This window comes from Algoriphagus confluentis, assembly GCF_036245625.1.
Classification (GTDB): domain Bacteria; phylum Bacteroidota; class Bacteroidia; order Cytophagales; family Cyclobacteriaceae; genus Algoriphagus; species Algoriphagus confluentis.
The window spans coordinates 16870-41002 of record NZ_BTPD01000012.1 but is presented as its reverse complement, the minus strand read 5'-3'; the positions used below and the strand labels follow the sequence as shown (position 1 = coordinate 41002).

Genomic DNA, 24133 nt, shown 5'->3' with positions numbered 1-24133 from the left:
ATGTTTGATAAAATATGTATTAAAAGTAAAGATTTAGGGGATCAAAAAATCGACATCTCTTTTCTAGTTGACACCATGCTCTTCTATGGAAAGGTGATTGTACTTGCCCATAAGGAAGAATTAGTAACTCTGTTAAGGTATTTTGGAGAAGATTTTTTGTGTGAACTAATTATCACTGGAAGATTAGATTTAAGACTTCGTGAAAACATCTTAGGCTCCATGGCCTTCCCTGATGGGAGATTTAACATAGAATTGCTAGAAAGAAGCAATGAAAGTTATTCGAAAATCATTTATGAAGCGCATAGAGAATTGAATAGTAACAGTTTCAAAAACATGAAATTCTCTGATCACCTCTCAAAAATCACAGAGCCATTTCGATATAATCCCGAAATCACCCAGCAAATCAAGGAGGATTTTCAAAATGTAGAATTACTTAAAAAAACACTCCCAATTTATATTCTAGAGAGAGTTCCAACTTTTGAACTTCCTGATAACTTGCAAATAGACATCGATAAAAAAGGTTCATTTGAAATGATGGATGCTTACTCTTTAAAATCAAATATTGATTTAAAAAAACTGAATGCAGAGAGTCGAAAATTCCATGGTCAGAAACATCACGACTTTAATTTTAGTGGTTTTTTACTAACGCTTGCCGAATCAAAAGGAGATATTTTCATTTCTTCTCACTTTGAAAGTGAATTAGTTACAACAAAACTTAATTCTGATTTTATCGATCAACAATTTCAAGACCTAATTCAAAGGAGGTTAAAAAGTCAGGAGAACATTGAACTATTTGAGCAATATGCGCTAGGTGATTGTCACACCATTGGTGCAGCATTTGTAGGTGGAATTGTTTCAAAAGGAGAATTGCTAGATCTATTTAATAAGGCTGACAAATTTAGAAATTGGCTCTCCAAGGTCCCAAAAGACAAAAATTTGTTCGGCGAATATCAAAAAGAAATTTCAAAAGGAACCTTTGCAGAAAAACTACCAACAAAAACAGTGAGATTTATGCTTTTTGAAGGAGCAGGAATAGCATTAGACTTAATGGGGACAGGAGGATTAGGAACGGCAATAGCTACAGGTCTATCAACAATTGACAATTTTTTGCTTGACAAACTACTTCAAGGATGGAAACCAAATCAATTTATTGATCAAAGTTTGAAACCATTACTAAAGAATGGTAACTAACTAAATAATGATTGCTAAGAGATTTTTTTATTTTTTTTTCTTGGCAATACTAGTCGGAAACAAGGGCACATCTAATTGAATCCCCCACCATTGATTGAAGTCTTCGGGATATCCCCCAAGGCAATGTTTCATCTAAACAAATTCAATCATGGAAAATCTATTTCCGATTATTCAAAATGGGGTACACAATGATCCAAAAAAGGAAAGGTACCAAAGAAAGCCTTTCATAGAGGCTAACAGCCTTGAAGTGTCACTGAGTCATCTTCAAAATGGCTGCATTATCCCTGTCTTTTCAAAAGACAATGAAAGAACAATTTCTCACCAGGAATTCATCGACATCACGATGATAGCCTGCTCAGAAGCTTTGGGCGGTTTAATGGTAGAGCATCCAGAAATCAGAGTGAGCCACCAAATCAAAGGAAGGACTCCAAATGCAATCCATAAACCAGTTCCTGAACTTCTGGAAAGTGAAAAGACGATCTATTATGAGAGAATGGCATTCATCGCCAGAGTACCTTCCATCATTGAAACCATTGGAGGCAATCCAATCACATTGACCATTGGTGGGGTCAGGAGTTACAATACAGAGAATCTTTACCAAAAGAAAAGCCCAGAAAAATTCAAAGTCTTCATTGGCTTTCAAAATTTGGTCTGCTGTAATCTCTGTGTAAGTAGTGATGGCTTTATAGAGGAAATGAAAGCCTCGAACATGGAAGAACTTTTCAAAAAGATCTATTCATTTGTAGAGTCCTTTCAAGCAGAGAAGCAATTGGTAATGATGAGGCAATTTTCTCAATACTGTCTCACAGATCATCAGTTCGCACAATTTATCGGAAGATGCAAGCTGTATCAAGCACTGCCAAAAATGCAAAAGAAATTGATCCCAGAATTATCTTTCAATGACAGCCAATTCAATACTGTGGTGAATGATTACTACCATGACGAAAGCTTTTGCAAAAATGAACTTGGTGACATTAACCTTTGGAAGCTCTACAATCTGTTCACCCAAGCAAACAAGAGCAGTTACATTGATACCTTTCTGCAAAGAAACCTTAATGCAATAGAAATCACCCAAGGACTTGTGGAGGCTTTAAGTTCCCCAGTTTCAAAATATGATTGGTTCTTATCTTAAAACAACAAAAATCGACTTTGGGGTGCCAAAAGAGTGAACAACATTTCCTTCCTCCCTGCTAAAATGCTGACAAACAGCCAGCTCAGCTGGTTAGAGCACATGACTGTTAATCATGGGGTCCTTGGTTCGAGCCCAAGAGGGGGAGCTGAAGCCACTCAGAAATGGGTGGCTTTTTTTGATTTTTTTATTCCGATGAAAAATGATTGTAAAAACAATCTAAATCTTTAATTTCCATGAGCCATCAGAAATCTTGGAAACCTCTACTTACAATATCGCCCGAATTCAACATCTGATCTCCCAATATAGATTGGAGAAGGAAGAGTTTTTGGACTTAATCAGTGAGGGATTAAAAAACAAACTTCAATGGGAGGATATTTTCAAAGAGGAAATTCAGCTCAATCACCTGAAAAGAATTGATAAGATTTTTAGTAAGGGACTGTCTTATTATTTGGATCCTGCACCTCCTGTTCAATCCAAAGAATCCAGTATTTTTTTTAGGAAGGAAAAGTTTGGAACTGATCTCAACCTGGCCACCAAAAAGATTGTCAACCAGTTTGAAGAGCTGAAGTTTTCTCTTTCAGGACTTGCTAAACTTTCAGATTTAAAAATTGAGAGATCCTTACCGATTTATAATACAAATCAGGAAGCTAAAGCAGTGGCTGAGGAAGTTCGCAGAGGTCTTCTTCCCAATTACAAAAAAGACCCTAAGAAATTCTTGGAAGCTATGATCAGCAAATTTGCTGAATCAAACATTTTGGTTTTCGAATTTGTAGAGCATCCTTCCCTAAAGCAAAAAGTCAATATTGATGGCTTCTACCTTCAGCCAAACGTCATTGTGCTTCGAAGAAATCAAGATTATTTCAAACGGGAAATTTTTACGCTGGCTCATGAACTGGGACACTACCTGCTCAATCAGGAGGAAGTTGAGTCCATGGATTACGATCAATTGGCTACTGGTTCGATTTCCAAGGTGGAGACTTGGTGCAACACCTTCGCTTTTGCCTTCTTGTCAGGTGAAAAATTGAGTGAATTGGATCAATTGCCAGAGATTGGAAAAACCAATGACTATTCTTTCGAAGAGATTAAAGCTATTTCCGATGCGACTCATCTGAGCTTTACAGCTATCCTTACCTATCTCGTCCGGAAAGGAAAAATGAGCGGAGCGATCTATGGTCGAATGAGAAGGGAGCAAGAGGAGGCTATTCAGGCCAAGAAAGAGTTAGAAAAAAAGAAAAGAGAACTAGAGAAGGAAATGGGGAAACCCAGCATGGGAGCCCAGGCGAAGCCCATCCAATCCCCTTTGTTCGTTTCTGCCATTCAGACTGCATTTTTTATTTGAAGATAAGGCTTAAACTCCTCCTAAATCTGAAAATCATAGGCTTATCAAATATTGATTTGTCACATATTTAAATAAATATAATTTTTTGGATAGATTTGTGACACTTTTTAAAACAAACGAAACCCATGGAACTCCAAACTATCCTTCCCCAAAATCTTCAAGCCTACCGAACTAGACTTGGTTTGACCCAAGATCAGGTTGCTTCATATCTCGATGTAGATCGAAGCTTGATCGCGCACTATGAAAAAGGGTCCCGTGAGATCAGCTATCCTCATCTGAAAAAGCTTTCCCACCTTTTCAATGTGGAAGTGGAGGATCTTTTGGAGGATGATGCAGCCCTTCGTGAAGCCAATTTTGCCTTTGCCTTCCGAAGTGAAGGTTTGGATGTTACAGATTTAAAATCCATCGCCGAGTTTCAGCGGGTAGTAAAGAATTACATTGAAATGAGCAAAATTCAGCATGAAGAAAAATGAATTACTCCTGCTGGAATGCAAGGAAAAAGCTGCTGAATTTCGAAACCGGTTTGGGTATGGCCCTAGTGATCCGATTCATCTGAGAAGCTTTCTGCTCCAACACAATGTGGTCACACTTTTTCGGCCGATGAGTGCAGGCTTTGCTGGGATGGCCATGATTGTCGATGGCAAGCGGTTTATGATGATCAACCATAATCACACACTCGGTAAGCAGCATTTTACCATTGCGCATGAATTGTATCACCTGTTTGTTCAGGAAAATTTCACCTCTCAAAAGTGTAAAACCGGGCTTTTTCTAAAGCAGGAAGATCCCGAAGAGAAGAAAGCCGACCTTTTTGCAGGCTGCCTGCTCTTGCCTGAAATGGGAGTGATTTCGCTGATTCCTAAGGAGGAGCGAACCGGTAAAATATCGGATCAGACCATTTTCAAAATCCAGCAGGTCTATTCTGCTTCGGTGACTGCTACCATCTATCGATTAGTGGAATTGGGATTTGTAGATACTAGCTATTTTGACATCTATAAGTCAGGTTCTGCCGCAAAGATGCGGAATCTTGGTTTTGATACCCGCCTAATGTACTCCGGAAATCAAGACTTGACGCTTGGGGATTATGCGGTGAAGGCAGGGACACTTTTTCAACAGGGTAAAATTTCTGAAGCGGTGTACTTTTCGTACCTCAATGCCATTCAGATCGACCCGCTTCAACCGCTGGAAAATGGGGAAGAGTAATGCGCCAATTGTAAGAATCCTGATCGATGCGGATGTACTGATTCACCTGTTCAAGGCGGAGAAGATTTCCATTTTGAAGGAATTATAGCCAAGAAGAGTATGTACGCTCGATGTGGTCTTGAGTGAACTAAAAGAGAATCGTACGATTCTGAATGCAATAGACAGCATTTTACTTTTTTCGGGGATTCAGGAAATTCCATTTCCCACTACTTCCAATCCTAAGCTGTTTCAGGAATTCTTATCGCTGAAAAAGCAAATCAAAGGGGAGGGGGAGTCGGCATGCCTGGTCTATTGTAGGCACCACTCGGAGATCATCGCCAACAGCAATACCACAGATATCAAGCCCTATTGTGAACAGCATGGCATCGCCTACCTCACCACTTTGGATATATTTTGCGTGGCCATAGCCAAAGGGCTTATGACCGAATCGGAAGCAAATCAATTAATCGTTAAAATCACCCATAACCAAGAAAGTCACGTTTGCTGTGCTTCCATTGAGGAGCATAGAAGGCTGCATTTTGATCCGGTTAAAATGAATTATTAAACTCCTTTATTCGATCTGACCCGCCTTTTAAAATTTTTGCTCCAACATCGCTACCAAATTCCTCCTTCGTTTATAATCTCGCTTGATCATACTGACAATCTCGACAGCTTTTGAAGGACTGATTTTGAAAATGTACTGGAGCGAGTTGACAATTGATTCATAATGTCGGTCACCGGTGTGGACCAACTCCTTGTCTATAAGTTTGGTAAAATAGTTGGTGGAATCAGATGGATATTTTTCGCAATAGGTTTTAAAAAAATTCAAGACGGACTGATCATCCAATGATTTGCTGGTCAGAACAAGTTGATGGGCTTCCTCAATCCTATCTCTGTTGATCAGATATTTCAGAAAATAGTAATGACTGTTTGATTTGACCAAGGCCTCCAATTCCAAACTTCTTTCGGGACATAGTCCAATGGATTTTTCAAGCAGAGAATCTGTTTTATATTTTTTTAGTCCTGAAATCAAATCTTCGAAAAAAGGCAAACCTTCCGATTTTTTCAGTTCGACCAGTTTGATGAAAAGTTCTTGGGTGAAAATCCAGGGATCTGGATTGACCTTTCTCAGCTCTTCTAGATAACCTATTGCAGTACCAGGCATTTTTAAGGCGACTAAGGTTTCCACCAAATCCAGACACAAGCCTGATTCCTGATGGTAAATTTTCTCCAATACTATGGCTCTTTCAGCTAGACTAAGATTGTCTTTAAGGAAATGATAGTAGTGTTTATGAAAAGAATTCTCCTCCGATTTCACTGATTTCAAAAACCAATTTTTCAACAAGACCTGATCGGAATCCTTAAATATCAGATCCAGCTCCCGTGGATAGCTGTAAAAAGTGTCATACCCATAGGATTGGAGGATGTTCTCAAGTTTGGAGACAAACTCAATTTTTTGATTAAAATGTAAACTCCTGGCAAACTGCTGAATCACTGCCAAAAAGCCACAACCGTCATAATACTCCTCAGGCCAATGCCGATATAGTCTACCTTCATCTTGGATTGCTTCGATTCGCTTGATACTGAAAAGAAATAATTGCTCCGTTTCTTCCTGAAATCTATCCCAAAGCCCGGAAAGCTTCTCTGCCCATCCGGTCAAATTGGAATCAAATTCCGAAGGCTCATCCCACAATTCCTCATCTTCCAAAAGCCCTTTAATTCTCTTCACTATCCTGTCAAAGGTTCCTACAGCGTCTCGGTCCGACAGGTGTTGGTTTTTAAGTTCCTCCTTATACGATTCCGGTGCAAACCTAATCACCAACTCCGCCAACTTTTCTTCAGACAGTGTTTTTACAAAAGCATTAAAATCAAATTCTGACATGTAAAGGCAAAGTGTTTTAAAACAAATTGAAAAAGGAGGTCTTGATTGGGTTTCATCCCTAACGCTGTTCTGCTGCCTTATCCCTCAATAACTGACTGATATCAATAGGAGGCAATAAATACCCACCCATCGGACCAAGGTTGGTGATCTGATAAATGATGTTTCTAAGATTATTGATCATCATGTTCAAAGTGGAAAACTGACTTAGATTATTTCTTAAGTTCTCCTCCACTTTTTCGGGATCTTGGATTCGAAAAGTTCCTCCGCCCTCCACCATCAGCTTATATCCAGGCAAAGGCTTCTTCTTGGTGAAATTCACTTCAATTTTGGTGAACAGCTGGATTTCACCTTCTACCTCTGTTTTGCCTATCCCAAAATCAATATCCACCGGATAGGATTGGAAAAGATCCGGCACATTTACCTCGTCCTCTTCCGGAACTATAAATTCATAGTGGGACTCCAATAGCTTGAAATCCAATAATTGTAAGGGAGAAAATTTTGCTTTCATCCGGCCATGGCGTATTCATCCTCTCCGGCTTGGCTAACTGCCATTACGAGTTGAGGATTGGTGACTTGTTCTTTTAATTTTAAATATTCTTGAGTCTTGGACCAGCGCTTATGGTAGGCAATTAGCTCTTCCTGTACTTTCTCTTGAAGAAGTTCGTCAGTCATGACTTTAAATTCCAGACCTAACTCAAGGGACATTTTTGCTAGAGTATTCCAATTGGGTTTTCGATCGCCACGAAACAGCTGAGTGATAAAGGCAGCCGAGGTACCTATTTTTTCAGCCAATTGCTTTTTGGAAATTCGTTCCATTTCCATCTTGCGATCTACCAAGCCCAAAAACTGCAAAGCCAATACATCGGCCAATGAGGCGACGCGGTCTTCATAGGAACTCTCATTGAATAAGTCTTCCCATTCTTTTTTGATAGAATCTGTCATGGTTTGGGTTTTAAGTCGTACTCGTACTTGGATACTCTTCTGATAATTGCTTTTTCTGTCGATGTCAGCTTTTGGGATTTCTTCTTTTCCAGAACTTCTACCCCAATGATGACAAATCGCTCCGTGTCGCCATCAGCAAACTGCTGGCAATAGATTCTAGGATTTTTCTTCCCTTTAAACAATTTAATTGCGGTAACCTTTTCACAACCTTTTTCAAAATCCTCCTTGTCATACAAATCCCTAGGAGCGTGGTGGTCTAAAATCATTTCTACGGCTTTTCTAAATTTCTTCAAGTTTGCAGGATCCGATTTCAAAAAAGCCATGATTTCCCCGGAGTTTTCCTCATCCAGGTAAAGGGCCTTTTTTCCATCTTTTGAAACTTGTACCAGTTCAGCCTTTCTTTTCACGTCAAAATTAAGCAATAGCTTAATTTAATCAAGCCATTTATCAAAAATCTACTCCTTTTTGTAAGATTCCCTTCTCTCCGCCACCATCCCCAATTCCTCTTCCACCCGTTCTTCCGCATCAGCGACACTCACCTGCCCATTCATCAGCATCGGCAATAGCCAGTCTCGAAGCGTGGAGAGTTCTTGGTTTTGTTTTAGGTTTTTTAAGATCTTCGCCATGAACGGGGAGATTGTTTTGTGAAAGTTGTCAAGTATTTGACTGTCTGGTAACACAAATTTCAATTCCCTTATTTTCTCCTGAGATAGGTTATCCCTAGCAGAACCTGAACTTAGGTTTACAAGGAATTCATACAATGTTTCCAGTTTAAATTTTATGAAGTACCTGTAAACATCTTGATTTGGCATTATTGCGCAAATAGCTTGATTAGTACTGGCTTCAAAATCAATTAAACTCACCTTTCCCGCAGTAGCTCCGTACATTGCCATCAGAATGGTTCCTTTAGGAAATAATTTGGCGCTTGAGTTTTCTAGTCCTGCCTTGGTGATTTTTTTTTCTGATGAAATGATAAATGGATTATTCACTTCACCGCTGTTGATCCACGGAATATTTCCATTTTCATAGTACTCTCTCTTATTGCTAAGTGGTGTTCCTCCTGATCCAGTTTTTGCAATTTTTCTCAGAGTTTTCACTTCCCACCCCTCCGGAATCTCTCGTTTCAACTCCTTATTCCAGACCATTTTGCCGCCGGAGCTTTTATACCCTTCGACTCCGCTCAGGGTGACATCGGGCCTGCCCTGAGCACCTGTGCTGAGCGAAGTCGAAGCAAAGTTGAAGGGAAAATCAAACTGCACAAACCAATATTCATACATCAACTTCGCCATCGCCTCCAGTTCCGAATTGATGCGGTTGTTGAGCTCGATCTTGGCATCCAAGTCGGATAGGACTTTGGCGATTTTTTGTTGGACTGCAAATTCAGGAATTCGAAACTTTAATTTTGTTAAATAATCGATATTGATGTTATCCTGAATGCTTCCTTGAATTGAATTTTGAATCCTATACCTGATGTATGTAAAGAGATAGTGAATATAAAGGCTGGTAGTTTTTCCTTTGTAAGGAATGAATCCAACAATACTATCTGGAAAACACATCCTTCTTTTTAATATCGCAGTTTCCGCAATGTTTGCTGCTATAGTTATGCAAAGTGTTCCCTCATCCCAAAGTTTACTTTGATGTAATCCAAATTCATTGTAAAATTCATTTGCCTCATAAATGAATAAGTTTGCAGCCTTAATATCCCCAGTTTGTACCAGAGGTATTGTTCCATTTTCAAATAACCTGGAGTCGTTCCGAGGTCTATGCTTTGATTTTCCTCTTTGAACAATACCTAGATCTTCAAGGCTTTTTAAACCCCAATGTTTATTTAAATCACTTTCGTTAAATATCATTTCTAAGGATTAAAATCTTTTAAATTCTTCAGACTTTCTAAACCGTTGGCCTAAGCTTCAAATTTGAGATTTTTCAAATTCCGCAAGATCTCGCTATCCAAAGTTTTCCCCTCGGCAAACATCCCGAACAAGCGCTCATCGAATCCGTTTAGCTTGGCCTGAAACTCCTCAGCCGTAATGTCCACATAGTCGATCTTGACTTCGAAGTATTGCCCGGCGCTGAAGCTGTAGTTTTTCTCAGCCACTTGATCTTGGCTCACCACCACAGATAGATCCTCGACAGCTTCTTTGGCATTGAATACCTCGATGATCTGTCGCTCCTCCTCCCGGGAAAGGACGGTACGTTGGTTTTTCCCTTCCTTCACGGTCTGTCCCAGTTTGGAGGCATCCATCAGCACGATATGGGCTGAGTCGGCCTTTTTATCCAGAAAGAGCACAGATACATTGGTTCCTGTACTGGCGAAGATATTGCTCGGCATACTCACCACACCCCTCAGCCAGCCCTGCTTGACCAGTTTCTCCCGGATCTTTTTCTCGATCCCACTCTGTGCGGTGATAAAGCCTGTAGGCACTACAATGGCTGCCTTTCCGCTCTCACTCAGACTGTGCATGATATGTTGGATAAAAAGCAGATAGATCGCCATGGATTCCTTCTTGGCCTTTGGCACTTTAGGAATCCCGGCATAGAACCTATCCTTGAAGGCGTCCTTTTCCAAATCATCCCGGAAATCGGAAAAATCCAGCTTAAAAGGAGGATTGGACACGATATAGTCAAACTTCTGATTCAAATAGTAAGGCTGCGCGATGGTATTAGTCTTGATGATATTGGGAATGCTATGGGTCAACCCATTCAGTACCAAGTTCAGTCGTAGCATGGAGCTGGATTTTTGGGAAATATCCTCTGAATAGATGCTGCAGTTTTGCTCGCCGATCTCATGGGCCAAACTCATCAAAAGCGTTCCCGACCCTGCACTGGGATCATAGCACCGTACGCCTTTGACCGGTTCGGGAACCATTATCGCTGCCATAATACGGGCCACGGCGTGAGGCGTGTAGTATTCGGCGTATTTCCCTCCTGAATCTGAGTTGTAGTCTTTGATCAGGTATTCGAAGATGGTCGCGAAGAAGTCGTATTTCTCCTCAAACATCTCCTCGAAGCTGAATTCAAAGAGCTTATTGACCAAGGCCCGGCAAAAGGCATCCCGCTGAGAAGAGTCGGAAATGTATTGACTCAGCTCATCGAACAACTTGTCCTTGGCTCCGGAAAAGGACTTGATGGAGAAGATATCGGCATTTTCTACCGAAATATCCCGAAGGGTATCGTCAAAGGTTTTCGCAAAATCTCCTTGATTCTGATTGTTGTAGAGGTGAGAGATCAGCTGATGAGACTGCAATCGGGGAATATTGGCATCCAGAGAATTGACCAAAAACAAGTAGTCTTCCTCTGGCATTTTAAGCAGTGCGCCAGAGAAGTCTTCCACAGAAGCCAGTTCGGGCATGGCTTTTTTCACCTCATAGCGAAACTTGTCATTCAGAAATTTGTAGAGGAAAACTTGGGTAATGATTTTAAACTCATTCCCGTCATTGCCCAAACCATAGTTGGCGCAGACACTTTTCAGGTTATCAATGAGTTCCTTGGTTTTGGTAATGAAATTTAAATCTTGGGTCATCGTATGGATGAGGATTGGTACTGTTGCATATATTCACTGACGATCAATTGATTGATTCCCTCCGTAGTGGGATAATCAATATTCATCCTTCGTTCATTTTTAAACTCCTTGATCACGAGCTGCATCATATAGCGCTTGAAAAAGGTCTCGTTCCTCAGGATATCCTCGCTGTTCTGGATGGATTCATCAGCCTGTGACTTGACTTTCAGCAGAGCAGCTTGCAATTGGAGCTGTTTCTGGGACAGGGTTCCTTTTTCCAGCAATCGCTTGTGGACTCGGGCAAATTTCTCATCCTGACTGTATTTAGCCTTGATATTGCTGTTTTGCCGATTGAGTTCCTTAGCTCTTTCATGGATTTTGCGAAGCAAAGGCATGTTTTCAGCCAAGTCTTCCTGACTAACCTCACTCAGATTCTTCTTTTTGAAAATTCGCTCCAGCTCTTCCCGCAAACTTACAAAAGCAGGATCCTGTTGGTCAAAATTATCCCGTAAAGTTTCGCGGGTTTTTCTCAGCATGTCCTTGAACTCATCCGCTAAGACCAATTCACTCTCGGATACCTTGATAAACTGGAAGACAATATCTTCCAAAGCCGTATTGATGATGTTGATGGATTCATCCTCTTTACCCAAGCTTTCGACATAGTTGATATTATCCAGGCGGTTTTGAGCTTCAATCAGTAGTCGGTTCCAAACTTCAAAATCCGCCTCCCCATCCAAGGCTTCATAGCCATTGATCGCGATCAAGTTTTTTAGCTCTTTAGCTGTTCTCAGGGCTTTGACCAATCGGATCAAAAGTCCTTTATCCGTGACCTGTGCAATCTGCTGGGAGAACAACTCTCGATTTTCCGTGTCAAACTGAAAGAGGACCTCTTTGATCTCTTCAATCTCCTGAGCAATTTCCTCGGGGGATTTAAAGAGATTGGAATAGAGCTGCATCTCATCCCCCAACTGCTCCTGAAGCTCGTCAAAGTAGAGTTTATTGGTACGGTTAAAAGCTTTGGAAATATCCGCAAAGTCAACCACATACCCGTATTTATACTTTTTATAAGGCCGATTGACCCGAGTCAAGGTTTGGAGAAGGTTGTGATCCTGAATCACCCGAGCTAAGTACAGCTTCTTCAGTCGCTTGGCATCAAATCCCGTTAGGAGCATATTGTACACAAAAAGGAGGTCAATATTTCCTTTTTTGTAGACTTTCACCAAGTCCTTTCGGATTCCCTTGTCATTCTCATCGTGAAGGATCAAAGCCGCTTTGAGAATAGGAATCTCATGGGCTGCATACTTTTCCTTGGGTTCAGCAGCCAGCAATACGCCGGCATCCGTTTCCTGTTTCCCATATTTAGCTTCAAAAAGACGAAAAAGCTCTTTTGCCTGGTCTGAGGAATCACAAACCACCATCCCTCCCAAGCTGGCATCCTGTTGGTCTTTTCTGAACTGAATCAAATCCTTCAAGATGTAATCTAAAAGTGGTTCGGCGAATTTGGGATGGGCATAAATCTTAGATTTGGAGACCAATCCTTGCTTGACTTTTATCGCATCCATCAGCTCCTTCATCTCCATTTTGAACTTTCCCTCAATCTCCTCCCGAATCAACCGGAGCGTATATCCATCGGCAATGGACATGTTGTAATAGTACTTGTGGATGTAGTTGCCAAAGAGGGTTTTGGAATCGTAATCTCCGGCTACTTCTCTTAGCAGAGGCGTGCCTGTGAGGGCAATTTTAATCGCCTTCCGATCCGAATTGATCAGATTGGCGAGGTAGTTTCCTTTGGGATTGTAACTTCTATGGGCCTCATCCAAGAAAAATACCCGTTGAATATTGATATCATAGTCCAAATTGGCTATCACAGTAGCATCTTGACTGAATTTCTGAATATTAACTACTGTGATTTCAGGAAGGCCAGAATCGTTGTGAATTGCCCCTAGTACCTGCAAATCCTCCACAAATTCCTGTCGGGAATTAACCTGTTTAACTTTCAATCCTCGATTGCTAAACTCAGTAGAAGCCTGAATCAATAAATCCAAGCGGTCCACCACAAAGTAAAACTTGGGAACGATCTGTTGCTTTTGAAAGTAATCCGTGAGATGCTTTACATTGAAAAAGGCTAAAGCCGTTTTCCCTGAACCTTGTGTGTGCCAGATAATTCCTTTGGTCCGTCCTTCAGCCAATTTTTGAGCAATCGCCAAAGTGGCAAAAAGCTGAGGATAGCGCATGATGTGCTTTTCCAAACCAGTTTCTTCCTCCACATACGCCAATGCATATTTTAGGATGAATGATAAACGCTCTCGGCTAAACAGTGAGGTTAAAATTCTATGCGTAGGGGTAAACTCAGATTTATTGGTGATAAACTCAGGACTATGCTTGATAACCATCAGGTTGGTATCCTTTAGAATTGCGTTTTCTTGCTCTTCAGAAATGGTCTTCAGTCCCTGTTTTACAGGATATTCCGGATCTTCCCGGAAGTAATTAAAATGCAGTTCTTTATAGGATGAGGTTGCATAAAAAGCTCCAAAAACAGGGTCTACAATTCCATCTTCATAATCCATATTGTTGGAGAACACCATCAGTTGAGTGATGTTGGCAAATCTGCGAAAGTGCTTTTTTCGGAATCGCTCATTGATTCTTTTCCGCTCTGCAATGATTCCCTCGCGATTGTGAGGCTTTTTCACTTCAATAAAAGCCAAGGGCATTCCATTGATCAAAACTGTAATATCTGGGCGAAACTCCTCATCACCATTTTTGCAAGTGAGTTCGGTGGTAACATGGAAAGAGTTATTGGAGAAGTTCTGAAAATCGATCAACTTAACCCCAGAATTGGAAGTCAAACGCTCAAAAAACTTCCTGCCTAAATCCTCAAAATCCAATTCCAGAGTAATCTCCTCCAGGATTCTTTTGATTTCTGGCTCTTTGAGCTGAGGATTGATTTTCTGAATACTTTGGATAAAAATCTCTTCAAAAATATTGGTCTCTTCTTTACGATTTTGTTGATGTTGAGGAATATAGGTAAACCCCAACCGAATCAGATGTAAAATAACCGGGATTTTTACCCTTGAGTCTTCGTTAAAAGCCATGAAAAGTCTGAAAAATTTTCCTTCAATATGGGGAATTTGGCAGATTGAGACAATTAATTTTTTATTTGAACTTTAGTTTTTTTGATCAAAAGTTATCTTGGTTTTATTGAGAAGCACTAATAATAAAAAGAAAAAATCCGTCATAACGGTAGAATTAAACTTATATCCGCTTTCTCCACCTAGCTCCCTTTCCCTCAAAACCCTTATTTTTAATCCTCTAATCATTCGACTATGAAAAAACCGCTGTTGATCGTCTTTTCGCTAGTACTTCTACTTCTGGCCCCTAAAACCAGTTTCGCCCAAACCACCCTTGAAAAGGAAACCATTTCAGACCTCAACAAAACACCAAACTACGCCTGCGGAGTCAAAGACGAAGATGGGTTGATGAGCGCCCTGTCCCTGTTTGATACCTTTGAAGAAAATGGGGTTCAATTCGAGAATTTTGAAATTGTGGTCAAAGGACCCATTGTAAAAAAGCTAGTCAAAGGCTCGGAACTAGAAAAAGCGTTTGAAAAATACCAAGGCAAAATCCGGGTGAGTATTTGCAGTGTGGCGATGAAGCGGCAGGGAGTTACCAAAGACCAGCTTTTTGCAGGATTGGAGACGGTGGAGACCTACACCATCCGGATTTTACAGCTGCAGGCTTTGGGGTATAATTCGATTTTGTATTGAGGGAAAGGCTTTAGCGGTTTTTACTTGGAAAAAAAGCTGTCTCATAAATCGTTTCATTGTCAGCCTGACCCTTCAATTTAGAGACTCCGGTATTTCAAGTGCTACCAATGACAGTTTAAATTAAATTCCGAAATTTCAATTATTTCGGAATTTAATTTTTGGTATGAAAAGCAAGTTGTAGATAGTTCAAGTGCCTGATGTGGCGATTGATTGTTTTATTTTTTCTCTTTGTTCTTTTGGCTTGAACCAAAAGAACCAAAAGTTCGAGACGCAGCAAAGCTCCAACCGCACAAGGCCGAACGCTGGCCCGCTGCTGCGTCAGCCCACCGCGCCCACACTAAATAAGTTTTCGTCAAAAACCGATTTCAATTGCGAAATGACAAAACAAAAGTTCATTTTGGCTTACCCTGTCATCCCTTTTTTGTATGTTCGAAAACATTTAAGACTCAGGGGCACGGGAGTCGAAGGCCATTTCCAATTATTCAGTACACATTTCGATTTAGAAACTTTCTTATCTCAATGGGACAAATCTAATTTTGAGACAGCTTTTTCCTTTTCAGGACTCCACAAATCTTGTCTTATTGACCACCCGAATCCCAAGGGAAAGGATAAAGATCAGCAGCCCATAAATCGTCGAAATGGCGCTGTACTTCAGTCCTCCGGCGATCATCGCTTGATTGATATTTCCTCCAAAGGACTCAATCCCCTCAAACATTCCATACAAGCCTACCACTTGCCCAAGGATACCAACAGACAAGGCCAATATTCCCAGTTCCTTGGTCCACTCTTGAAACTTAAAGGCTGTCATAAGGACAGCTACGAGCAAAAGGGTCAGGATGCTCATGATGATGGGCCCTCCCGCATTGAATAAATCGATCATAATTTTTTGGTTTTGGTACAGCTCAAAATTAGCCCAAAACGTACCCTCCAAGGTAAGCAATAAACCCGCCCTGAGCAGTCAAAAACAGGAATAACGGACTTCCGGAAATGGCAAAACCCCTTCTGTACCCAATTTTGCTATTTTTGGCCATGTCCAAATCGATTCGACTTGAAATTGGCTTTTGGTTGGTCACCGCTTTCCTGATGGCCCTGATCGTCCGGGATGCCTTCTCCGATTCCTCAGGAAGTTGGCTCGCAGGATGCCTTTTGCTGCTTCCTACGCTTCTTCTCCAAAAAGGCATTTCCTGGGCACTCCAATTCGTCCATTGGAAACGCTACAATCGGTTAATTCTCGAAGGCGTTTCCTCCCTTTACCTTGCCTATTTGGCCATCACTTTTGTGTATTGGTATTTTTTGGGGTTCAATTCCAACTTCTTTGAAAAGTCCATCATCAACCCCATTTTGCTTTGGGTCATCATGGGATTTTTTGCGGGGCTTTATTTCTTTCTCTTTCGAAAGAAAAACTCCACACACCCCAGCCCTCCCGAAACCATCAGCTTTTACAGCAATAGAAAATTGATTTCCCTGAGGCAGGACGAAATCCTATTTATTGAAAGTCTGGGAGAATACACATCCATTCAATTGGTCAATGGGCAATCCCTGAAAAACGGCGTGAAAATCAGCGAATGGGCCCAAAGACTACCCCAATTTCTCCGAGTTCACCGGGCTTTTTTGATCAATCCAGATTTTGCAATCTACAAGGGACAGGAACTCGAGATGAACGTCAAGGAGACCATCCCCATCTCCAGAACTTACAAGGAACAGACCAAGGCCTATTTTTTGGGGAAATAAGCAGGGCGTTGCACAATCTTCCTAGTTATACCTTGGGTAGAAAAGGATAAAAAACAGAGGTCTGAAAAAAGTGGATTTTATTCGGTTGAATTCAGTGGTTAAATCACGCCGGCTTCCCTGCGTTACTTCTTCCTCAATCCTTCCCAAACAACCTTTAAATAGCGCTTTACTTTTCGATAAGCTTGATTATTGATTTGGTCAATCAGTCCCGAAAAAACCCTCGTTTTCTTTCCCCATCAATGATAATTTTGTCAAAACACTAAACAGCCAAAGCCAAGCCTCCCGGTTTTTCCCATTGACCTTTGGGTAAATGAATCCCTGACTTGATTTCGCATGGTGGTCACTCCATTTGAAATAGCCTTCCAATAGAAAATGATCTTCCCTTTTTGCCGGCCAGAGCCATTTGCCTTAGCCTAAAAAAAGTAAAAAAAACCCGGATTACACACGCAATCCGGGTAGGCAATCAAACAACTCACACCAGCAACTTCATCAGACAAATTCCTGCATCAGCCGAATCGGCCTCAACTCAAATTCTTTTAAGTCTTTGTCGAGGTTTTTCTTTGAAGCAAACTCCAGTTCAAAGATCAGCCCGTTAATGAAAACTTCATCCATGTGGAGGTCATTCTTCAGGTGAAGATTCCCTTGTTCTCCGTTTAATCTGATGCCATAGGCATCAAAAACTTTCCTCAACTTCTTGACAATGGTTAATCCTTTCATACTTCTCTATTTTTTCTTTAAATTTTCTTTTCGATACAACTCCAGAATAGCCCCTGATCCAATCAGAAAATATCCCAGAAAAATCCAATCACTTAGCGTCCAGCTCCCCATAATTAACTCAGGTAAATCGGGCAACAAAAGCAATAAACCGACACTGACAAGGCCCAATGCTATCCGTATGCGGAAGTATTGATCCGACCGATAGGAGGCTATCCAAAAGAGATAGGATAAAAAAATCAGCATCAGAGCTCCAGCGTATTTTAGGGTAAAGCCTAAGGTTTCGAATCCAAATCCCGCACCTACTCCAAGCAGATAGGCGAGGTAAAGCTGAAACAAGGCTAGGGCCCGTATCCCCAATTTGAAGTAATCGGGCCCATACTTAGTCATACTCATCATCCTAAACGAATCATACATAAGCTGAAGCCTCTGTTTCAAAATCACTTATCGGCGTGTCATCCAAAATGATTTCTTTCTTCTTGTTTTTACCCAGTTTTTCAAGTATCCGGTCAAAAAGGTAATAAATCACAGGAACCACCACGAGAGTCAGAAACATGGAAGAAATCAGACCTCCGATAATCACCCAAGCTAGTCCGTTTTTCCATTCCGCTCCGGCCCCACTAGCCAAAGCTATAGGCATCATCCCAAACACCATGGCGAGTGTGGTCATCAGAATCGGCCGAAATCGAATTCTTACCGCTTTTTCCAAAGCTGTTTTTACTTGTACTCCGGCAGCTTTCAACTGATTGGTAAAGTCCACCAGGAGAATGGCGTTTTTAGCTACCAAACCCATCAGCATGATCAGACCCATTATGGAGAAAATACTTAAAGTTCCTTTGGTCAAAGCCAAGGCCAAGAAAGAACCGATGATGGCTAGCGGCAGGGAAAACATCACAACCAAAGGATAGATGTAAGAGTCATAGAGTGCCACCATGATCAGGTAAATCAGGAGAATGGAAGCCAAAAGTGCTATTCCAAGACTTCCAAAACCTTCACTTTGGTTTTTCATATCTCCCTCATAGGCGATCTGAACCTGATCAGGAAGGTCCATGGCTGCAATCTGCGCTGTCAACTCTGCCCCTACAGTTCCGGATGGGACGCCAGCTACTTGGGATTTGATGGAAACTGAAGAAATCCGATCTCTTCGCTCCAATTTGGTCGGCCCTTCAGATTGGGTTACATCAGCAAACTGTTTCAGTTTGATCAATTCGCCTCTGCTGTTGGTAAAGGTGATGTTCTCAACATCGGATAGGGATTTTCGGTCAAATTCATTGAGTTTGATCAGAATATCGTACTCGAATTCCCCATCACGATATTTGAAATCATCATTGCCGTTGAAGGCAATTTGCATGGTCCCCCCTACGGCATCAAGGGAAAGTCCCAGCTCGTTCATCTTGTCACGATCCACCTCCACTTTGATTTCCGGGTTACCTTCCTCCAGGGAGCTTTCGATTTTACGTACGCCACGGATCGAATTCATCGCAGCGATGATCTTGTCGGAGGCATATTTCAAGCTGTCCGGATCAGGACCTGATACAATAACCTGAATGGGAGCGTCATTGGCTGTCCCCAAGATAGAAACCGGAACTGCGGTGTATTCTGCACCGATTAGGTTTTCTTCCAGGTAGCGCTCCACTTCCCTGGCATATTCAGGTCCAGTCTTACTTCTATTTTCTTTTGGAACAAGCTTGACGGAAACTTCTGAAGTATAAGGCACTGATTGTGAGCCTGAAATAGATCCACTAGTTATCCCCACTGTCGTAAATACTTCTGTGACTTCAGGTTTAGACCGGAGGTATTTTTCCACTTCCTGAGTTTGAAAGTTGGTCTGCTCGATGGTTGCATCTTTGGGTAGCTCTATCCTGACGATAAACTCCCCACGATCTCCCTCGGATACAAACTCACTGCCTATAAAGCCAAAGCCGACCAACATAAGCGAAGAGATAAACAAGACCAGAGTAAGAATCAATGTCACGGTTTTGTGGGCAAAACTCCATTTCAGAATCCCAAGGATCCAGTCTATGAACCCGTCGATTCCTTTTTCAAACCCGCCAATCACTCGACCAAAAAAGGAATTGGGGTTTACCTTTTCCATTTTTGAAAAGCGGGAGGTCAGAAGTGGAATCAGAGTAAATGCCACCAACAAACTGATCATTGTGGCAGCTGCCACAGTAATACTGAACTGGGTCAGAATCCCGGAAATCAACCCTCCGGTCAACGTCAAAGGCACAAATACCACCACAATAACCAGGGTGATGGATACGACCGTCCCGCCGATTTCACGAATCCCGTCATAGGAGGCCTGCAGGATATTTTTCCCCATTTCCAAATGACGGTAGATGTTTTCGATCACCACAATAGCATCATCTACCAAAATCCCCACAACCAGGGAAAGGGCCAGCAAGCTCATCAGGTTCAGGGTAAATCCTGCCAAAAACATAATCGTAAACGTGGCTACGATCGAGGTAGGCACTGCCACCATGACAATCACGGCATTGCGGATACTGTGAAGAAACAGTAACATGATCATCGCCACCAGCAAAACCGCGAGCAACAAATCCTTGATCACATCATTGGCAGCTTCCAGCGTAAACTCAGAGCTGTTTTGTGAGATTTGAAACTGGAGCCCTTCAGCCTGATAGGAGGATTCCAGATCGTGAAGGGTCTTTTCTACCAATTCAGCGACCTCCACGGCATTGGCATCAGACTGCTTTTGAATAGTGAGCCCTATCGCATCATTTCCATTGAGTCTGTTGAGGATGGTGACATCCTTGAAATCATCCTGGACTTCTGCAATCTCTTTGAGCTTCACCGGAGCCTGATTTTCACGGTAGGCCACGACCATTTCTTCTATTTCTTTTAAGCTGGAAAACTTTCCAGCCAATCGGATCAATACCTGACCCTCATCATTTTTTAGTCTTCCTGTAGGAAAGTCCAGGTTTCCAGAACCGATCACCTGTGAAACGGCCAATGGAGAAATGCCATAAGCATCCATTTTGTTTCGATCCAAATTGATCTTAATCTCCCGCTCGTTACCTCCCAGAATATTTACCTGCGCTACCCCCTGAATTTTGGAAAGTGCCGGCTGAATCCGATTTTTCATCAAGTCATAGAAGTCAGCTTGCTCCAAGCCGGAATTCACTGCTATCTGCATGATCGGCAAATCACCCAGGTCAAATTTCCCCAAGCTGGGTGGCTCAACTTCATCAGGTAAATCCCCGAGGATGGCATTGATTTTCCTTTGGGCATCCTGAATCGAGAAATCCACATCCACCTTATCGGTGAGCTCTACTGTAACGATCGAAACATTTTCTAGAGACGTCGATTGGATGGATTTGATCCCTTCCAGGGACGCTATTGCATCTTCAATTTTCTTGGTTACCGAGTTCTCCACTTCGGCAGGTGCCGCACCAGGATAGACCGTGGAAATGGTCACCACATTGGAGGCAAACTTTGGCAAAAGCTCATAAGAAAGTTGGGAGTAAGAAAACAATCCCAGCAAGGTGAGAACGGTAAAGATGACGACAACCAAGGTTGGCCTTTGGATGGAAATTTTGGTAATCTGCATGTTATTGAGCTTTTACCTGAACACCCGCTTTCACATTGATCAATCCGGAGGCGATAATTTCATCGCCGGCAGCCAACCCTTCCAATACCTCTACCAAGGAGGAATTGATGGGTTGAATTTGGACAGATCTATAGACTGCAACCCCGTTTTCGACGGTAAACACACCAGGGTTCTTTAAGCCTCCCACTATGGATTTTCTGTTGATCAGGAGCCTTTCTGCTTGGTCCGGACTAACAAATGTGGCCGTACCAAACATCCCCGGTTTGATCTCAGGAGAAGGGTTTTTTATCTCCAAAATCACTTCATATTTGAATGCCCCATCTGCTTTGTTGGAGATAAATGAGACTGTTCCTTCTTGGATAACATTTGGAAGAGCATTGACTTTTACCGGAATTTTCTGCCCTAATTTTACTGTGGCTACTTCCCGTTCAGAAACTTGAAGGTTCAGTTTTAAGGGATTGGAATTGATCAATTCCGCCAAAGGCATCCCAGGACTGACCAAGGTTCCCTGTTCATAGAAATCTTGATTGATATAACCCGAAATCGGTGCTTTGATTTGCGTGTCTTCTGCTCGCTTTTGAATGGACTTGAGTTGGGCTTCGGCTATTTTGAAGCCTCTTTCGGTGTCTTCGTATTGCTTTTTGGTGATAGCATCCGTATCCATCAAATTGGTAAACCGCTGCAGATCCTTTTTGGATTGATCCAGATTGAGCTCCGCAATGGTGAGTTCGGCCTGAATCAATCGGTCATCAATCTGCAAAATCAGGTCCCCTACCCGGACATAGTCTCCTTTGCGTTTGTGGATTTTCACCACGGCACCGCCGGTTTCGGCCATAATAGTAAGCTCCTGATGAGCTTCAAAAATCCCGTTGGACTCAAAGCTTAGTTCCATGGTTTTGGATTCGACCCTTTCAAGAGTCACAGGGACAAATTCACTGGATTTCATCGCTTCTTCTGCAGCTGATTCCAGTTCTGATTTGTTAGAATAGAGGGTAAATGCTACCGCTCCGGCCGCAACAAACAGAAAGAGGATGAGTATTGTCTTTTTCATGATAAAGTGGGTTGTTGGATTAGCTAATGATTCGGGTGATTTGACCGGTTGATTTGAGTATTTCCAATTGGGCAATCCGGACTTGGATCAGTTGATTGTTGTAGTTGGCTTGGGCTTGTCTTTGGGTGGATTCGGCTTCCAGAAGATCAGTGAGAGGGCTAAGGCCTTCCTTGTAGAGCAAGGTGGTTTCCTTGAGTACATCCTCAGCGAGAAGAAGATTCTCTTCGTTGGCTCGTAAGGTTTGGAGGGCATTGAAGTACTTTTTGGTGGCATTGTTGTATTCCATTTTGGCGGCATCCAAAGTCTGACTTCGGTCAATGAGAAGTTGCTGCTGACGGACCTTGGATTGGGCGGCTCTGGATTTGACTGCAAAGCCGTCGAAAATCGGAATCTGAAGTTTTAACCCGACAAGAGAACCTTGATACCACACTTTGCTTTCACTCAAAAAGTCAAAATTGGTTGAAAAGGAATTTCGATTGAAGTCAGCAAACCCTACCAAACTTGGATGATTGGTCGATTTGATACTTTTGTATTCGTAGTCATAGAGCGTTTTCTGGATGTCAAGAATTTGAATATCCTTCCTGTTTTCCGGATCTAGGTCAGCTACCTTAAAGTCGAGAATATACCTCGGGCTTACCTCAGACTTTTCCAATTCCAATGGTGTATCTACCGGAATCCCCATAATCAACTTGAGGTAACTCAGTCCTCTGAAAATCTCGGTCTCAAGATTTTCCGTTTCACTTTCCAGGGTGGAAAGGTTGACTTTGACTCGATTAAGGTCCACTTTCCTGACCAGATCGTTGGCTACCTGAGCTTCCAGTATCCTCTCCAAACCCTTCAATTGGACCACGTTGGCATTCAGATTCTCTCTTTGCAACTCCATTTGAGCCACTCTCAAATAGTTCATTGCAATGTCGTAGATGACCTGCTCTTCAGTCTGGGAAGAAAGCATTTTATAGAATTCCTCAGACGTCCGTGCGGCCTTCAAACCAATCAGGTAGGAACTGTTGAATATCAGCTGATTAACTGTAACTCCAGCCTGGAGCGACTGGGGTACTCCCAAGGCAATCACCTGAACTTCGTCTGCTTCTCCTGGACCAAACAATCCCCCCGGAACAGCCTGAGGAAACACATCAACGAAGTTATTGTAATTGCCGTAGGCCGAAATCTGCGGAAGTCCGCTAGCCTTGACTTCATTTCGATAGTATCTGGCGGACTCTTCATCCATCAGGGCTTTTTTAATGCTACGGCTGTTTTCCAGACCAAGCAAAAGACAGGCTTTCAGATCCAGAGTATCAGGAGGGGTGTGGTTTACCCGAATTGCCTTAACGCCAAAAGGGGAAGCGAAAAGCAACAATAAGACTAGAATTAAGATTCTGTGCATATTAGTAAGAATTGTTTTGAATAGTTTATTCGTTTTGTTCTGTAAAAAAAGAACTATTTGGAGAAATTTTTTTAGGACTGAGACTTTCTGAACTCCTTGAAGAGAGCTGGTACTTTATTTTTTAGAAACTCCATGAAATTGCACAAATCCTGCAGGTGGTGATTGAATTCCGGCTTCTCATTTCCCCTTTCTTTCAGGACATCCTTCATGAAGGAACTCACCTGTGAAATGTCACATAACTCTTTCTCCATTGCCTCTTCCCACTTATCCATGGTCAGGAAAAAATACCTTTTTCGCTCTCCTGGTTTCGTTTTGTAGGCAATATGTCCCTGAAGCTGAAGAATATTCAAGGCATTACTCACGGCACTTTTACTCACATTCAGATAATCAACAATCTCATCAAAAGTTGCCTCAGCTTCCTCCAATACAAGCAATAAACCGAAGATCCGACCCATCAAAGGTTGCATTCCACGCTGTTCGTGAAATACGCCTATTCGTTCGATCAACTCCAGTTTGTTTTCGTTCAGCATTTTGGGTTTTGGTTGTTGTTGGAATTAATAACGAGACAAAGATAATTTGGTTCGGTTAGTTCTCCAAATAAAGAACAAAAAATATTCACCCCTCTTTAACTCTCTATTTTTCAACCATTTGAGAAAGGTATAAAACTTTTAAGTATCGCCAATCCTACCCGTAGGGCAGTCATAAGTGTAAATGTTTTAGATAATCACCCGCGGACGGCAGACATCAAGGTACT

Annotated in this window: 22 protein-coding genes and 1 tRNA gene; 9 read left to right on the top strand and 14 right to left on the bottom strand. The window is 41.9% G+C overall.

From position 1 onward, the window contains the following. The 7 genes from AAA943_RS17055 (at position 1) to AAA943_RS17025 (ending at position 5406) form a co-directional block, all read left to right on the top strand. The gene (locus tag AAA943_RS17055; protein ID WP_338225495.1) at positions 1-1191 is read left to right on the top strand and encodes a hypothetical protein; all 1191 of its coding nucleotides are present in this window, start codon (positions 1-3) and stop codon (positions 1189-1191) included. 148 nt (positions 1192-1339) lie between these two features. Beyond that, a complete protein-coding gene (locus AAA943_RS17050) occupies positions 1340-2323 on the top strand; it encodes a DUF3871 family protein (protein ID WP_338225494.1) in 984 nt (327 codons plus the stop codon). 79 nt (positions 2324-2402) lie between these two features. After that, positions 2403-2465: transfer RNA gene (locus AAA943_RS17045), tRNA-Asn, on the top strand. 108 nt (positions 2466-2573) lie between these two features. Then, entirely contained in the window at positions 2574-3662 is a 1089-nt protein-coding gene (locus tag AAA943_RS17040) for an ImmA/IrrE family metallo-endopeptidase (protein ID WP_338225493.1), read from the top strand. A 125-nt stretch (positions 3663-3787) separates the two neighbouring features. Beyond that, on the top strand, positions 3788-4135 hold the full coding sequence (locus tag AAA943_RS17035; protein ID WP_338225492.1) for a helix-turn-helix transcriptional regulator: 348 nt from the start codon (positions 3788-3790) through the stop codon (positions 4133-4135). Next, positions 4122-4862 carry an ImmA/IrrE family metallo-endopeptidase gene (locus AAA943_RS17030; protein WP_338225491.1) on the top strand — a complete coding sequence of 247 codons (741 nt, stop codon included), beginning with the start codon at positions 4122-4124 and terminating at the stop codon, positions 4860-4862. Before AAA943_RS17035 ends, AAA943_RS17030 begins: the two co-directional genes overlap by 14 nt. A gap of 118 nt (positions 4863-4980) precedes the next feature. After that, the gene (locus AAA943_RS17025; RefSeq protein WP_338225490.1) at positions 4981-5406 is read left to right on the top strand and encodes a hypothetical protein; all 426 of its coding nucleotides are present in this window, start codon (positions 4981-4983) and stop codon (positions 5404-5406) included. Positions 5407-5433: 27 nt separating this feature from the next. Here AAA943_RS17025 and AAA943_RS17020 read toward each other — a convergent pair whose 3' ends face one another. From AAA943_RS17020 to AAA943_RS16990, 7 genes are read right to left on the bottom strand one after another with little or no spacing between them, the layout of a single operon-like run. Continuing rightward, entirely contained in the window at positions 5434-6723 is a 1290-nt protein-coding gene (locus AAA943_RS17020; RefSeq protein ID WP_338225489.1) for a hypothetical protein, read from the bottom strand. Positions 6724-6781: 58 nt separating this feature from the next. Continuing rightward, entirely contained in the window at positions 6782-7231 is a 450-nt protein-coding gene (locus tag AAA943_RS17015) for a preprotein translocase subunit SecB (protein WP_338225488.1), read from the bottom strand. Beyond that, positions 7228-7665, bottom strand: coding sequence for a helix-turn-helix domain-containing protein (locus AAA943_RS17010; protein ID WP_338225487.1), 438 nt, complete (start codon positions 7663-7665; stop codon positions 7228-7230). Before AAA943_RS17010 ends, AAA943_RS17015 begins: the two co-directional genes overlap by 4 nt. Further along, positions 7662-8087, bottom strand: coding sequence for a hypothetical protein (locus tag AAA943_RS17005; protein WP_338225486.1), 426 nt, complete (start codon positions 8085-8087; stop codon positions 7662-7664). The genes AAA943_RS17010 and AAA943_RS17005 overlap by 4 nt, the downstream gene beginning before the upstream one ends. Before the next feature lie 33 nt (positions 8088-8120). Further along, positions 8121-9518, bottom strand: a complete 1398-nt coding sequence (locus AAA943_RS17000) for a restriction endonuclease subunit S (protein ID WP_338225485.1) — start codon at positions 9516-9518, stop codon at positions 8121-8123. A gap of 50 nt (positions 9519-9568) precedes the next feature. Next, complete coding sequence (locus tag AAA943_RS16995; RefSeq protein WP_338225484.1) at positions 9569-11188, bottom strand: HsdM family class I SAM-dependent methyltransferase; 1620 nt, start codon at positions 11186-11188, stop codon at positions 9569-9571. Beyond that, on the bottom strand, positions 11185-14259 hold the full coding sequence (locus tag AAA943_RS16990; protein WP_338225482.1) for a type I restriction endonuclease subunit R: 3075 nt from the start codon (positions 14257-14259) through the stop codon (positions 11185-11187). Before AAA943_RS16990 ends, AAA943_RS16995 begins: the two co-directional genes overlap by 4 nt. A gap of 231 nt (positions 14260-14490) precedes the next feature. Here AAA943_RS16990 and AAA943_RS16985 point away from each other — a divergent pair, with 231 nt between their 5' ends. Next, positions 14491-14931 carry a hypothetical protein gene (locus AAA943_RS16985; protein ID WP_338225481.1) on the top strand — a complete coding sequence of 147 codons (441 nt, stop codon included), beginning with the start codon at positions 14491-14493 and terminating at the stop codon, positions 14929-14931. Between the two features lie 556 nt (positions 14932-15487). On the opposite strand, the gene AAA943_RS16980 is transcribed toward AAA943_RS16985, so the two are convergent. Continuing rightward, the gene (locus tag AAA943_RS16980) at positions 15488-15811 is read right to left on the bottom strand and encodes a MotA/TolQ/ExbB proton channel family protein (RefSeq protein ID WP_338225480.1); all 324 of its coding nucleotides are present in this window, start codon (positions 15809-15811) and stop codon (positions 15488-15490) included. Between the two features lie 107 nt (positions 15812-15918). Between AAA943_RS16980 and AAA943_RS16975 the strand changes: the two genes are divergently transcribed. Continuing rightward, positions 15919-16662, top strand: a complete 744-nt coding sequence (locus tag AAA943_RS16975) for a LytR/AlgR family response regulator transcription factor (protein WP_338225479.1) — start codon at positions 15919-15921, stop codon at positions 16660-16662. Between the two features lie 489 nt (positions 16663-17151). Here AAA943_RS16975 and AAA943_RS16970 read toward each other — a convergent pair whose 3' ends face one another. From AAA943_RS16970 to AAA943_RS16945, 6 genes are all read right to left on the bottom strand, one after another. Next, a complete protein-coding gene (locus AAA943_RS16970) occupies positions 17152-17379 on the bottom strand; it encodes an acyl carrier protein (RefSeq protein ID WP_338225477.1) in 228 nt (75 codons plus the stop codon). Positions 17380-17385: 6 nt separating this feature from the next. Next, on the bottom strand, positions 17386-17793 hold the full coding sequence (locus AAA943_RS16965; protein ID WP_338225476.1) for a hypothetical protein: 408 nt from the start codon (positions 17791-17793) through the stop codon (positions 17386-17388). Beyond that, entirely contained in the window at positions 17786-20944 is a 3159-nt protein-coding gene (locus AAA943_RS16960; RefSeq protein WP_338225475.1) for an efflux RND transporter permease subunit, read from the bottom strand. The genes AAA943_RS16965 and AAA943_RS16960 overlap by 8 nt, the downstream gene beginning before the upstream one ends. Before the next feature lies 1 nt (position 20945). Then, the gene (locus tag AAA943_RS16955) at positions 20946-21995 is read right to left on the bottom strand and encodes an efflux RND transporter periplasmic adaptor subunit (protein ID WP_338225474.1); all 1050 of its coding nucleotides are present in this window, start codon (positions 21993-21995) and stop codon (positions 20946-20948) included. 19 nt (positions 21996-22014) lie between these two features. After that, complete coding sequence (locus tag AAA943_RS16950; RefSeq protein WP_338225472.1) at positions 22015-23379, bottom strand: TolC family protein; 1365 nt, start codon at positions 23377-23379, stop codon at positions 22015-22017. 71 nt (positions 23380-23450) lie between these two features. Then, positions 23451-23909, bottom strand: coding sequence for a GbsR/MarR family transcriptional regulator (locus AAA943_RS16945; RefSeq protein WP_338225471.1), 459 nt, complete (start codon positions 23907-23909; stop codon positions 23451-23453). Positions 23910-24133: the final 224 nt, after the last annotated feature.

Excerpts from the sequence above, each read along its gene's own strand:
- AAA943_RS17010 (WP_338225487.1), bottom strand. The coding sequence starts at position 7,665 with ATGACAGATTCTATCAAAAAAGAATGGGAAGACTTATTCAATGAGAGT.
- AAA943_RS17030 (WP_338225491.1), top strand. The coding sequence starts at position 4,122 with ATGAAGAAAAATGAATTACTCCTGCTGGAATGCAAGGAAAAAGCTGCT.
- AAA943_RS16965 (WP_338225476.1), bottom strand. The coding sequence starts at position 17,793 with ATGTATGATTCGTTTAGGATGATGAGTATGACTAAGTATGGGCCCGAT.
- AAA943_RS16950 (WP_338225472.1), bottom strand. The coding sequence starts at position 23,379 with ATGCACAGAATCTTAATTCTAGTCTTATTGTTGCTTTTCGCTTCCCCT.
- AAA943_RS16985 (WP_338225481.1), top strand. The coding sequence starts at position 14,491 with ATGAAAAAACCGCTGTTGATCGTCTTTTCGCTAGTACTTCTACTTCTG.
- AAA943_RS16990 (WP_338225482.1), bottom strand. The coding sequence starts at position 14,259 with ATGGCTTTTAACGAAGACTCAAGGGTAAAAATCCCGGTTATTTTACAT.
- AAA943_RS16945 (WP_338225471.1), bottom strand. The coding sequence starts at position 23,909 with ATGCTGAACGAAAACAAACTGGAGTTGATCGAACGAATAGGCGTATTT.
- AAA943_RS17000 (WP_338225485.1), bottom strand. The coding sequence starts at position 9,518 with ATGATATTTAACGAAAGTGATTTAAATAAACATTGGGGTTTAAAAAGC.
- AAA943_RS16980 (WP_338225480.1), bottom strand. The coding sequence starts at position 15,811 with ATGATCGATTTATTCAATGCGGGAGGGCCCATCATCATGAGCATCCTG.
- AAA943_RS17020 (WP_338225489.1), bottom strand. The coding sequence starts at position 6,723 with ATGTCAGAATTTGATTTTAATGCTTTTGTAAAAACACTGTCTGAAGAA.
- AAA943_RS16960 (WP_338225475.1), bottom strand. The coding sequence starts at position 20,944 with ATGCAGATTACCAAAATTTCCATCCAAAGGCCAACCTTGGTTGTCGTC.
- AAA943_RS17015 (WP_338225488.1), bottom strand. The coding sequence starts at position 7,231 with ATGAAAGCAAAATTTTCTCCCTTACAATTATTGGATTTCAAGCTATTG.
- AAA943_RS16975 (WP_338225479.1), top strand. The coding sequence starts at position 15,919 with ATGGCAAAACCCCTTCTGTACCCAATTTTGCTATTTTTGGCCATGTCC.
- AAA943_RS17055 (WP_338225495.1), top strand. The coding sequence starts at position 1 with ATGTTTGATAAAATATGTATTAAAAGTAAAGATTTAGGGGATCAAAAA.
- AAA943_RS16970 (WP_338225477.1), bottom strand. The coding sequence starts at position 17,379 with ATGAAAGGATTAACCATTGTCAAGAAGTTGAGGAAAGTTTTTGATGCC.
- AAA943_RS16995 (WP_338225484.1), bottom strand. The coding sequence starts at position 11,188 with ATGACCCAAGATTTAAATTTCATTACCAAAACCAAGGAACTCATTGAT.
- AAA943_RS16955 (WP_338225474.1), bottom strand. The coding sequence starts at position 21,995 with ATGAAAAAGACAATACTCATCCTCTTTCTGTTTGTTGCGGCCGGAGCG.
- AAA943_RS17050 (WP_338225494.1), top strand. The coding sequence starts at position 1,340 with ATGGAAAATCTATTTCCGATTATTCAAAATGGGGTACACAATGATCCA.
- AAA943_RS17035 (WP_338225492.1), top strand. The coding sequence starts at position 3,788 with ATGGAACTCCAAACTATCCTTCCCCAAAATCTTCAAGCCTACCGAACT.